Genomic DNA, 12,122 nt, shown 5'->3' on the forward strand with positions numbered 1-12,122 from the left:
TACAGGTCCAGAATTCGATGTGACAAAAAATGATCCGTCAACAGAGAAGGTTGAAATCTCTCTTGAGGGTTATGAAATCATCCAACAGCAAGGTAATGTAACTTAATCAGCACAGAACTAAATTGTTCACTTTGATGAAATTATGAATTAGGTGTCTGTTTTCGTCTGAAAACCTGAGATTTTACTATTTTCCATGAGGAACTTCATGAGTTATTTGTGTTTACAAATGACTCATGACAAAGAGAGAATTCTGTAGCTACAACTTAGTATTTTCTGAGATTTTTCCACACTGTTAATTTATTAGGAGATGAGATATGGCTGGGGAATATCTTGTTGCTTCTGTCTTTTATTTTGAAGCAGATGGCATTACTGATAAATTTGTTGTATCAGTAGCAGGATTAGGGGCAAAAAATAACGCTACTAAAGGCATTAGAGGCTCAGGCAAAAGTGGTAAGGTAGTACATCAAAACTTACCTGGACAGGCCGAATTTAATAATGTCACAATTACCATGAATTATAATGGTGACGAGACTCTGCACAATTGGTATAAAGCTTGTAGTTTAGATGGGCAACCCCGTCAATGGGATGACAATCGGAAAGCAGTTTCAGTTGTTGGTTATACCCAAGATAAGTCAACTGAAGTAATCCGTTATAATCTGAAAAACTGCTTTCCCGAATCATATACAGGTCCAGAATTCGATGTGACAAAAAATGATCCGTCAACAGAGAAGGTTGAAGTCTCTATTGAGGGTTATGAAATCATCGCACAAAAAAATGATGTAACTTAAGCAGCATAAAACTCAATTGTTCGGTTTGATCAAGAGATTCAGAACTTTGGTGAAAGTTCTTAATGGGTAACTGCTTAGAATTTTCTGAAATTTTTCCACAGTATACACTTATTAGGAAATGAGATATGGCTGGGGAATATCTTGTTGCTTCTGTCTTTTACTTTGAAGCAGATGGCATTACTGATAAATTTGTTGTATCGATCACAGGATTGGGGGCAAAAAATAATGGCACTAGAAACCCTAGAGGCTCAGGCAAAAATGGTCAGGTAAGAAGTCAAAATCTTCCAGGACAAGCGGAGTTTAATAATGTCACAATTACCATGAATTATGATGGTGACGAGACTCTGCACAATTGGTATAAAGCTTGTAGTGTAGATGGGCAACCTCGTCAATGGGATGACAATCGGAAAGCAGTTTCAGTTGTTGGTTATACCCAAGATAAGTCAACTGAAGTAATCCGTTATAATCTGAAAAACTGCTTTCCCGAATCATATACAGGTCCAGAATTCGATGTGACAAAAAATGATCCGTCAACAGAGAAGGTTGAAGTCTCTATTGAGGGTTATGAAATCATCGCACAAAAAAATGAAGTAACTTAAGCAGCATCAAACTCAATTGTTGGGTTTTATCAATTTATGAATTGTCTGTCTATTTTTAGCGGTAGGTTGCTATATACTAAGTGATAGCAACCTTAATTGCTAAGTAAAACTAGATTTGCATAACAATTCAAATTTATTAAATATACACCGTGAAACAGAATGTTTGGCTTTCATCTTGATCTACCTGAATTTCTCACAACTTATCGTTTCTTTTTAAGATTAGACATAGGTTCAAGCGATGGCTACTTTTTAGAATGCAAGGGTTTTCAAAGAACCCAAGATGTAATTGAAATTTGTGAAGTCACTTCTCAAAAGTGGGGAAATGCATCAAAAGGCAAGGTGGTTATAACGAAACTTCCTGGCAATGCTAAGAGTGGCAATATTACTCTATGTAATGGTTTAAGTAATTGTAGAGATTTTTGGAATTGGTTTCAAAAAGTTGAAGCAGGTAAGTGGGCTAAACAGCGTGAATATATTTCTTTAACTATTTACGATCAAGATACCATGCCACAAGCTAAATTTGAATTAGCCGGTGCTTGGCCTACTAGTTACAAAATTGCTGATTGTAACGCTAACAGTAGTGAAGTAGCAATTGAGGAGTTAGAGATTGCTTATGAGGATTTTAAACGCGTAGAAGTTACTTTGATAGACAAAGCTAAAGGAATGGTTAATCAGGTATTTAATTGATACATTTGGTTTACATTTGGTTGCGATTTATATCTATAGAGATGAGATGCTTACAAAAATTGGCAACCTTTTGTTGCATCTGTTGAAAAAATTCTCACAAAATTTAGAAAAAATTATGTAATTCATTTTGTCTGATTACTTAGAATAATCAGGAGGAGTATGTTTCCCACAGAGTTTGAATTTACACTGCCTAAAGGGTATCTAGACTCTGAAGGCAATCTGCACCGCAAAGGTGTAATGCGATTATCAACGGCGATAGATGAGATTTCACCCTTGCGCGATCCAAGGGTAAAAGCCAATCCAGTTTATGCCACAATTATTATCTTGTCGCGCGTCATTACCCATTTGGGTGCTTTATCTGATGTAAGTCCTGCAATAGTAGAAAACTTTTTTGCCCAAGATTTAAATTACCTCCAAGATTTCTACCGTCGAATCAATGGATTGGAAGGCGAAACTTCCATACCAGAAGACACGGTAAATTCCCCCGAAGCACTTCTTTCTTCATAATTGAATTGGGAATTGGGCATGGGGCATTAGGTATGGGGGATGGGGAGCAGAGAGCAAAGACTCATTCACGAGTATTAAAGACTCATCCCCTATTCTTAATGCCCAATACCCAGTCCCCAATACCCAATACCCAGTCCCAAAATTACCTATGCGACGTAAAAAGGATACTCTCTGTACAGAATTTGCCTTCACTCTTCCTAGAGGATTGAGTGATGGCGAACACCGAGTACATCGTCATGGGGTGATGCGTTTAGCCACCGCCAAAGATGAAATTTTGGTGCAACAAGAGCGCAAAGTTCAGGAAAATCCAGCTTACGGCGTTTTAGTAATGCTTGCACAGGTCATCACTCGCTTGGGCAGTTTCAACTCTGTTAGCCCTGATTTACTCGAAGGACTGCTCTTACATGACATTGCCTATCTTAGAGAATTTTACAATCGAATTAATCAGCAAGGTAATGTACATATTCCGACACAATGTCCCCACTGTAATACTCAATTTTCAGTGGAGCTAGAACTAGCGGGGGAGTCATAAGCTACCCCTCTGATACTTTATATGAGGAGGTAGCTTTTATTGCTTATTATTTCCATTGGTCACAAGATGATATTTTAAATTTAGAACACACTACTCGTCAGCGCTGGGTGGCAGAAATCAATAAAATTAACCAAAAATTAATATGAAAGTAAAAGTTAGCTACTCACCAAATCTAAGTGAAGTCAATGAAGTTGACCTAACCACAGAAACTCCAACGAGAGGAGAATGGCTAATAGGTCGTTCTCCCGATTCTGATTTAGTTCTAGACAGTCCTGATATCAGTCGGGTACATGCTAAGTTTTTTGTTAGAAGTGGAAACTACTACTTCTCTGACATGGGCAGTAGAAATGGCTCAATATTTAACGGGAAACAAGCTGAAAAAGATCGACCATATTCTTTAAGTGATGGAGATGTGATCAGGATTGCAGATTATGTTTTGATTTTGGAAGGGGTTGCTCCTGTTTTTGAGCAAGCAGAGACAGTCCTTAGAATTATAGATCCTTCACTGTTTTCTCGACCGCGGCCTGAAAATATCAGCACTCCCAACGTCGTTAATCCAGCCCCAGAGGTAGTCAGCGAAGTTCCAGCGCCTATTAATGAAGAAGTAGAAACACCTTCCCTAGAAATCAGCGAAATCTCAAATGTTTCGACTCAAAGTGATGATGTCATCCCGGTTGTTGAGATAGTCACCCCTGAAAACATCATTCAATCACCAGAAGCAGTCAGCGAAGTTTCACACGATGTTGGTGATGAAGTTGTGGATTTGTCGACATTAGTTACACCAGATAGTGAGGAAGTAGAGGTTCCAGAAGTCAGCGAAGCCTCTGAAGTTTCTTTGACTCAACCTGATGACGCTATAGCTGCACCTGAAAACATCATTGAAACTCCCGAAAATGAAAGTGTTCTTCCAGAAGCTAAACACGATGAGGGTATAGACTTTGAAACAGCACTGGCAACAGAATCTACTTTCATACAACAGCGTGATACGAGTGCTATTCCAGAAACTACCGACGATGAAAATGCAGAGTTAGAGGCAGCACTAGAAGCAGAAGTTACCTTCGTACAGCCACGTGATATGAACGAAGTTCCTGCCATTCCCGAAGCTACCGATGATGAGAATGCATTGGAGGCAGCACTGGCAGCAGAAGTTACCTCCGTACAGCCGCGCGATGTTTTCCACCGAGTATCTGAGGAAGAAAGTCAGATTTCCGAAGCTAATCATGATGAAGTCGTAGATTTAGAAACGCCAGTGGCAGAAGAAGTGAGTGAAGTTGTTGAAGACGCAGAGATTCAGCCACAAGAAGCATTGAGCCAAGTTACACAAGATATCGATGAAGCGGTAGATTGGGATACGTCAGTTACACCAGCAGACAGCGCAGATGTTGAAGAAATAGAACCTACTTCTGCGGTGGATGAAACATTGACTGCACATGATGAGGATGTTGCGGAAAGTGATTTAAGTGATACAAGTACTGAAGAAGTCAATGTAGATGTTGATGATGTTGATGAGATTTCTGGACAGGTAAGTGAAGTTTCTGACTCAGATGATAGTCAATCTTTAGAAACAACAAAAAGTGGAGCTACTGAAAATATTAGTCAAACTGTTGAAGAGGTTTCTGAAGTAGAAGAAGATCGTTTTGATGAAACTTCAGAAGAAACAAATATCAGTGAGCCTCTTGAAACAGTGATTGACAGAAATATCGTACTCATCGCTCATGAAAGCAAGAAATCAGAACTTGCTGAATTGGTTTCTCAACATCAAGAATTTTTTGCAGAGAGTTTTACAATTACCTGGCCATCTGTTAGCGAAGTCTTACATAAACAGGCTGGGATAACTGTTAGTCAACAAACCTCTGCACCAACTTCTGGAGGATATCAAACAATTGCTTCATTAGTTGGATCTGGAGAAATTTTAGCAGTTATTTTCCTGCGAGATTTGCTGCAACCTCAGCCTGGTCAAGCAAATGAAGAAGCACTGTTAAGATTATGCACTATTAATCAAGTTTTATTGGCGACTAATTTGCCAACAGCAGAAGCGATTGTGCATTATCTTAAACACATATAGCAATTCTAAATTAGTCACGAACAACAAGATACCCGACTTATTCAATAGGTCGGCTATCTGACCATTTCAATGTTTGTAGACAAGAAAAAAGCCTGGTCACTCGTATGACCAAGCTCTTAACTATTTCAATCAATCATTGGAGGTAAAGTAGTGTGTAGTAGTGTGTGGTGCGATCGCTAACTATTAGTTAAGCTAATCGTCATTCATTTTTCCAGAATGATTCGCTTGTAGTAAGGGCTTCAGCCCTGCTTTTATGCAACTTAAATGCCGATTAGCTTAGCAGGTTGTTCCAAATTAACCTTGACAACTTTGTTCTTTTCTTGCTCAGTTTTAGGCAGAGTCAGATTCAAGATGCCGTCTTTATAATCTGCCGTAACGTTAGTGTTTTTAATCCGAGCCGATAGAGGAATTACACGTTGAAATTTACCGTAATGAAACTCACTTCTGGTAACACCTTTTTCCTCTGTTTTGGTTTCAGATTTCCGCTCACCACTAATGTAAACAGCGTTTTCTGTGACTTGTACATCTAGGTCTTTCGCTTCTATTCCTGGTAGTTCTAGCTTCAGATGAATCGCATCTTCAGTTTCTTTAATTTCCGCAGCAGGAACTTTGCTTAAACCTTTTTCAAACAATGCAGATGGTAGTCTAGTCTCTTCAAATAAACTATTAATTTGGTTTTGTAGAGTGTCAATTTCTCTCCAACGGTTCCAACGAACTAGTGTCATAATCTTTCCTCGCATCAGTTAGTTTTGTCTAATGAATTTTGCACTTCAATTTGTGCTTACATATTCATATTACGTAGAGTTAAAACTAGGTAAATTCGGTTTTTAACACTAAATAATTAATGATTACCGTACCAAATTAGGTATGAACAAATTTTACGGTTTACTCTAATTTGTATGTTCGGGAAACCCGAATAGACAAATTAGATTAAATTATACTAAATCAATGAATCTGCTGTTGAAGGGAATAGTGCATAACTGCGATGCCTACAACTGAGTAACAATGCTGTATGAAGATGCGCTAAACCATATTTAAGTACAAGAAAGAAAACGAACCGCATTCGCGCAGCGTCTCGTCAGAGAAGGACGCAAAGGACACAAAGAAAGAAAGAAAGAAAGAAAGAAAGAAAGAAAGAAGAATTTAAAAGGGTTTGGCGCAGCCTTGCAAAGAAATGGTATGAGTAACAATGCTGCATAAATTTTTAGATAACCTCAGTTAAATATATAGAGCAGATTTCAAGTTGGTGGGGTACACACTTTGATACTGCTGCTCTTGCTTATCAGATGATGGGTCTTAGCAACTTTGAATGATTCGCTAGGATGCGCTCAATTAAATCACCCAAATGGGTGAGCAACAAATCAATCGTTCAGGTGAACTGAGTGCAGGAAGTTGAGACTGAGAAAAAATAAGATTCTATTACTCAAGAACCCTAATTGCAATTTACTCTAACTAAGGATAATTCTATGAAACTCTCTATCTTGATCGATTCTGTACTCATTGTTACTTCTATTGCTTTATTACCTGGAATCGGTGGCGCTCAAATAGCTACTAACAATAGTGGCGAACCTATAGCTATCAGCTCTAACAATTTCCCAGCACAAGCTTTGAATGATAAAGGTTATCTAAACGCCGTGGAGTCGCACCTGACATCATTCGGCAGCACTAATGATTTATCTTACTAAGTACAGGCTTGCGGAGGTTCGTAATGGATTTATGAAATGCTGTACTATCATTTGGTTGCTTTGACAAGAAAATGCGTTACTGAGCAGAAAAAGCTCCTGTCTCCCCCTAATCACCATCCATTAGCTAGCAAAAATTACTTTAACCCCTTCAAAAGCTTGGAGGGGTTTTTAGTTGCTGCTAGGGTTGCTACTTGCTCTAGCGTCGCCCCATCCTGCACAGTAGCACTGCAATGCTTTCCCAATCTAAAATCAAAAATGGTATAAGGTGCGATCGCTCCCTCAAATCACACTCTTAGAAAAAATGGACAGGTCATAAATTATTTACTGTTCTATCAAATTAACGTTGTTAAGTTACTCAGCAGGTGTAGTTTTCACCTCTAGGCTGTGTTAGATTTTGTGACGCGAAACAGGAGTATACATACGTTGCTAAAGCTTTCTCCCGAATCTCCTCTATTTATTGTGTTAATCATTATTAGTTTTCTAGTAGTAACTTTATCAACTTGGTTATCATCTAAACCATTCGTTTTAAAACCATTTGGGGTTAATGATATTGTCCAGTTACTCACATTACAATTATTCATTTCTTTGTTGCTAGAGCGCTCTTTAGAAGTTTTTATAACTACTTGGCGTGGCCCATTCGTGGAACAATTAGATATTAGTATTCAGCAAAAAAAGGCTCTACTTTCTGAGAAGATAAGACTTATGGAAGTACAACAGAACCAATTTTCTTCTTTAGAATCTAATCAAACCAGTGGACTTCCACCCGAAGGAATGAGTTTAGAACAGCAAATTATCCAAAACTTTACACAGAATCAACAAGATTCGTTAAAAATATTCAAGCCACAAATGGATGAGATAAATGAAAAAGAGCGCCAAAAGACAGCCTATAAATCTGATACACGAATAATTGCTCTGTGGACATCTCTTTTATTCGGTCTTTTAATGAGTGCAATAGGTATTCGCTCAATTGAACCACTTGTAGTTATTGATTTGGATAATCCCATACAAGTAGTTATTTTCCGTTGTTTAGATGCATTGTTGACAGGAGGTTTAATTGCAGGAGGTAGCGAGGGAATTCATAAGCTCATCAAAGTTTTTATCGACTTTATGGAAGCCACATCTAAACAAATCAAAAATCAGGGATCATCTTGATGAAACTCTGAATGCAGAATAATATTGCAAATATTATGAAAATTAGAGTTATATGTATTCTAGATATAGAGTACCATCTTTCCATAGATAATCTTTAATATCTACGAAATTTTTATTTGAATTACTTAATAAATCTGTTTCGGAGGTAAGTCATCTGGTTTACTAAGAATAAATAAGCTCTGCGTTAGCGATCGCGCAGCGTTCCGTAGAAAAAATCACCATGCGCGTAGCATCTCGCAGAGAAGGTATAGGCTGCCTACTTGTGATTGGCGCGAGTAATTTTAAGCGATGAAAATAGTCATTAGTCATTCGTCATTAGTGAATAAAAAAATACAAATGACAAATGACTAACTTTTACAATTCTGATTCTGTCTCTGGGGCAATAATTTCGCCAGTACCTAATTCCAATATCAAGTCCTGTTCAGTAATCAATCCACTAAGTTCTTTCACTTGTAAATTCATTTCTTCGCAAGCTTGTCTGAGTTCTTGTGCAAATTTGTTGAGGTCTTGACCATAGCCACATTGATAAGCAGCAGTTTCAATCCCTTGCTTGGCATTTGCTCTAGCACAATCTACTAATTCTGTGCCATGCAGTGGTGTAAGAGATGCCATAGACGTAGTTATTATTTCTTAAATGTACGCTGCTAAATAGATTATCAATATTCTCACATTGACTCATCCCTCCAATGGAAGACCATCAGGGTAGAGTTATAAGTTAAGAGTTAAAAATTAGGAGTTATAAATTAAGAATATATCGATTATACAGCAGATTTCAAGTTGGTGAGGTACACAAGATAAGTGTGTTACCCAGGTATAAAGTCTGTTTTACTCCTGAATTATGCTGTAATTCCTAATTCCTAACTCCTAACTATTTTAATTACCCATTGATCACATCTCCACCATTGACGTGTAATACTTGTCCAGATACATAAGAACTATCATCAGAGGCTAAATATACGTAGCTAGGAGCAACTTCTTCTGGTTGTCCGGCTCGTTCCATTGGTACTTGTTTACCAAAGGTTTCAACTTTCTCGTCAGGAAAAGTTGAGGGGATTAAAGGTGTCCAAATCGGCCCTGGTGCGACAGCATTAACGCGAATTCCTTTGGAGATCAAATTTTTTGATAAGGAACGAGTAAAAGCAACGATCGCACCTTTTGTAGAGGAATAATCTAGTAGATGTGGGCTACCTTTATAAGCTGTTACTGATGTGGTATTGATGATAGCACTGCCCGCTTGTAAATGCTTGAGTGCAGCTTTAGTCATGAAAAACATTGAGAAGATATTAGTCCGAAAAGTTCGCTCTAGTTGTTCTTCGGTGATTTCCTCAATACTTTCTTTCGGATGTTGTTCGGCGGCGTTGTTGACGAGAATATCGAGTTTGCCAAATTCACCAATTGTTTGTTGTATGGCTTGCTGACAAAAAGTTTCATTGCCAATATCACCTGCAATGGTTACGGCACTACGCCCTTGTTTTTCTACTAAATGTTTTGTTTCTTTGGCATCATCGTGTTCGTTAAGATAAAGGATCGCCACATCTGCACCTTCTTTTGCAAATGCGATCGCAACAGCACGACCTATACCACTATCTGCACCTGTAATCAATGCTACTTTATCTTGTAACTTACCACTACCACGATATTGAGCATCATCTGCTTTGGGTTTTGGTGTCATTTCTGATTCAACACCTGGTACTTCTTGTTGCTGTGGCGGTTGTAATTTTTGCTCTTTCTTCTCTTTTGATTTAGCCATCTGTTTTACCTTGGTAATTGAATATTGAATATTGAATTGGGCATCGGGCATTGGGCATTGGTTATTCTCCCCTACCTCCCCTGCTCCCTCATCTCCCTTTATTCCCTATTTCATAACTAAACCTTGGATCAAAAATTCAACCCAAGGTTTATTTTTTACTTTGACTCTCATTAGCCATTTGCAATTTTAGGCATTTATATCCTGAATGTTTGCCAAACTTACTTATTTCTAACAACTGTATGCAACTTACATTATTTATGCTCACATCTGACCATGAAAATAAGTACACAACTCTAATGTGATGAAGAATTTATCTTTTTCATCTGCTTTTAAGTTAACTATTATATTGCTGTACTTTATCGCCCCCTAGAGGTAAAGTAACCTGCAATTAGCTCAACCTTAAGACAGAAAACAAATTAAAAAAGCCGATTTTATGTGGGTTGCTATAGATTGATTGATATTTGCAGACTTGCTGATTTTTTTTACAAAACTATCTGAATCTTGACACGGCGACTAGACATTTTCCAAAAGCCTTCATGGTGCGCTACATTGAGATCATTAGAGGGCAGGGGTTATGGCAACACTAAATATTTCCGAGTTAGAACAGGTTGAAAAGTTTCGCCACTTACAATTAACCCTGCGCGATCGCTGGAAAACGAGCGAACTATTTGACAATAGTGAAGCGGATATTTTAATTATTCCTTCTTTGAGTCTCGACCAGCGCGAACTCCAAAAGATCGAAGGCTGCGAGCATTATGAAGAAAGATTACTATTTTCTTTAATTCGGTTGCGAAATCCCCAAACTCGGTTGATTTATGTAACATCAGTACCACTGCATCCGAGTATCATTGATTATTATCTGCAACTGTTGCCAGGAATTCCCTTTTCTCACGCTCGCAATCGCTTGCTATTACTTTCTACTTACGATTCCTCCCTGAAGCCCTTAAGCCAAAAGATTTTAGAACGCCCCCGCCTGTTAGAGCGAATTCATCAATCTTTGCGGCTAGACAAATCATTTATGATCTGCTACAACTCTTCGCACTGGGAAGGCGAATTGTCTTTAAAATTAGGTGTACCACTATATGCTGCTGCACCAGATTTACAGATTTGGGGAACAAAAAGTGGTAGTCGGCAAATCTTCAAAGAAAGCAAAGTACCGCATCCAGATGGCAGCGAAAAAATTTGGAACCACACAGATTTGGCAGAAGCTACTGTTGATTTGTGGGAACGTCAACCAACATTAAAACGGGTAGTAGTAAAACTCAACGAAGGCATTTCTGGAGAGGGGAATGCATTACTGGATCTTAGACCGATTGAGAATTTAGCACCAAACATTGGGACTCATGCCGAAAGGATAGCAGCAATTAGCGATCGCTTTTCAACGATGCGCTTTCAAGCAAAACAAGAGACGTGGGAGAATTTTTCGGGAAGAATCCCGGAATTAGGGGCAATTACTGAAGCATTTGTGGAAGGGGAAATTAAGCGATCGCCCAGCGTCCAAGGAAGGATCACACCCAATGGCGAAGTAGAAATCCTTTCAACCCACGACCAAATTCTCGGAGGTCCAGACGGTCAGATTTATCTTGGTTGTAGCTTTCCTGCTGATGAAAGATATCGATTGCAATTACAGCAATTGGGACTTCAAGTTGGCAGAAAACTCGCAGAAAAAGGCACTTTAGAGCGGTTTGGTGTAGATTTTATCGCCGTTGATCAGGGTAACGGAGATTGGGATATTCAAGCGATCGAAATTAACCTACGTAAAGGCGGTACAACTCATCCATTCATGACCCTGAAATTATTAACGAACGGTCGTTATGACCTTTCCACGGGTTTATTTTATAGTCAACAAGGCCGTCCAAAATATTACATTGCCACTGATAATCTGCAAAAAGAGCGCTATCAGGGATTATTACCGAATGATTTGATGGATATCATCGCTTACCACAGACTACACTTTGACAGTGGTACAGAAACGGGTACAGTGTTTCATCTTATGGGTTGCCTTTCGCAGTTTGGCAAGATGGGATTAACTAGTATCGGTGATTCCGCACAACAAGCACAAGACATTTATAACAAAGTTGTCAAAGTTCTGGATGAAGAAACCCGCAGCGAAAATCATCATTTCTCGGTGTTTTCAGATTATTCCTTTCCCGTAGTTTGGGATGAACATAGTTAGGAACATGGATTAAATAAGATGCAAAACTTTATCCTGTCTCTAGCTTCCCTCTCCTTTATAAGGCTACGGTGTACACACAAGTCAAATTACCCCCCTTAATCCCCCCGATGTATTGGGGGGAAAAATAAATCTAGTTCCCTCCCCAATGCATCGGGGAGGGTTAGGGTGGGGTAAAACTTCG

Annotated in this window: 14 protein-coding genes; 10 read left to right on the forward strand and 4 right to left on the reverse strand. The window is 38.7% G+C overall.

What is annotated here, in order from left to right:
• Positions 1-314: 314 nt before the first annotated feature.
• The 7 genes from HWQ37_RS19055 to HWQ37_RS19080 all read left to right on the forward strand — a co-directional run bounded on the left by HWQ37_RS19055 (position 315) and on the right by HWQ37_RS19080 (position 5,178).
• A complete protein-coding gene (locus HWQ37_RS19055; protein WP_292749666.1) occupies positions 315-788 on the forward strand; it encodes a phage tail protein in 474 nt (157 codons plus the stop codon).
• A gap of 125 nt (positions 789-913) precedes the next feature.
• On the forward strand, positions 914-1,387 hold the full coding sequence (locus HWQ37_RS19060) for a phage tail protein (protein WP_292749668.1): 474 nt from the start codon (positions 914-916) through the stop codon (positions 1,385-1,387).
• A 159-nt stretch (positions 1,388-1,546) separates the two neighbouring features.
• The gene (locus HWQ37_RS19065) at positions 1,547-2,074 is read left to right on the forward strand and encodes a phage tail protein (protein WP_292749670.1); all 528 of its coding nucleotides are present in this window, start codon (positions 1,547-1,549) and stop codon (positions 2,072-2,074) included.
• A gap of 159 nt (positions 2,075-2,233) precedes the next feature.
• Positions 2,234-2,581 (forward strand): hypothetical protein, encoded by a 348-nt coding sequence (locus tag HWQ37_RS19070; RefSeq protein ID WP_292749672.1) that lies wholly within the window; start codon positions 2,234-2,236, stop codon positions 2,579-2,581.
• 148 nt (positions 2,582-2,729) lie between these two features.
• The gene (locus HWQ37_RS19075) at positions 2,730-3,113 is read left to right on the forward strand and encodes a phage tail assembly protein (RefSeq protein ID WP_292749674.1); all 384 of its coding nucleotides are present in this window, start codon (positions 2,730-2,732) and stop codon (positions 3,111-3,113) included.
• The gene (locus HWQ37_RS34660; protein WP_363318153.1) at positions 3,110-3,259 is read left to right on the forward strand and encodes a DUF6760 family protein; all 150 of its coding nucleotides are present in this window, start codon (positions 3,110-3,112) and stop codon (positions 3,257-3,259) included. The genes HWQ37_RS19075 and HWQ37_RS34660 overlap by 4 nt, the downstream gene beginning before the upstream one ends.
• Positions 3,256-5,178 carry an FHA domain-containing protein gene (locus HWQ37_RS19080; protein WP_292749676.1) on the forward strand — a complete coding sequence of 641 codons (1,923 nt, stop codon included), beginning with the start codon at positions 3,256-3,258 and terminating at the stop codon, positions 5,176-5,178. Before HWQ37_RS34660 ends, HWQ37_RS19080 begins: the two co-directional genes overlap by 4 nt.
• Before the next feature lie 260 nt (positions 5,179-5,438).
• On the opposite strand, the gene HWQ37_RS19085 is transcribed toward HWQ37_RS19080, so the two are convergent.
• A complete protein-coding gene (locus HWQ37_RS19085) occupies positions 5,439-5,903 on the reverse strand; it encodes an Hsp20/alpha crystallin family protein (RefSeq protein ID WP_292749678.1) in 465 nt (154 codons plus the stop codon).
• A gap of 741 nt (positions 5,904-6,644) precedes the next feature.
• Between HWQ37_RS19085 and HWQ37_RS19090 the strand changes: the two genes are divergently transcribed.
• Entirely contained in the window at positions 6,645-6,863 is a 219-nt protein-coding gene (locus HWQ37_RS19090) for a hypothetical protein (RefSeq protein WP_292749680.1), read from the forward strand.
• A gap of 423 nt (positions 6,864-7,286) precedes the next feature.
• The gene (locus tag HWQ37_RS19095) at positions 7,287-8,015 is read left to right on the forward strand and encodes a hypothetical protein (protein ID WP_292749682.1); all 729 of its coding nucleotides are present in this window, start codon (positions 7,287-7,289) and stop codon (positions 8,013-8,015) included.
• 162 nt (positions 8,016-8,177) lie between these two features.
• Here the strand turns inward: HWQ37_RS19095 and HWQ37_RS19100 are convergent, their stop codons facing one another.
• From HWQ37_RS19100 to HWQ37_RS19110, 3 genes are all read right to left on the reverse strand, one after another.
• Complete coding sequence (locus HWQ37_RS19100; protein ID WP_292749684.1) at positions 8,178-8,324, reverse strand: hypothetical protein; 147 nt, start codon at positions 8,322-8,324, stop codon at positions 8,178-8,180.
• A 45-nt stretch (positions 8,325-8,369) separates the two neighbouring features.
• Complete coding sequence (locus HWQ37_RS19105; protein ID WP_179063889.1) at positions 8,370-8,627, reverse strand: hypothetical protein; 258 nt, start codon at positions 8,625-8,627, stop codon at positions 8,370-8,372.
• Between the two features lie 265 nt (positions 8,628-8,892).
• On the reverse strand, positions 8,893-9,765 hold the full coding sequence (locus HWQ37_RS19110) for an SDR family oxidoreductase (protein ID WP_292749690.1): 873 nt from the start codon (positions 9,763-9,765) through the stop codon (positions 8,893-8,895).
• A 574-nt stretch (positions 9,766-10,339) separates the two neighbouring features.
• On the opposite strand from HWQ37_RS19110, the gene HWQ37_RS19115 reads away from it, so the two are divergent.
• Positions 10,340-11,941: a peptide ligase PGM1-related protein gene (locus tag HWQ37_RS19115; RefSeq protein ID WP_292749686.1), complete on the forward strand. Its 1,602-nt coding sequence runs from the start codon at positions 10,340-10,342 to the stop codon at positions 11,939-11,941.
• The last annotated feature ends 181 nt before the right edge of the window (positions 11,942-12,122 follow it).

It is taken from the genome of Nostoc sp. NMS4 (assembly GCF_017115095.1).
In the GTDB taxonomy this organism is placed as follows: domain Bacteria; phylum Cyanobacteriota; class Cyanobacteriia; order Cyanobacteriales; family Nostocaceae; genus Nostoc.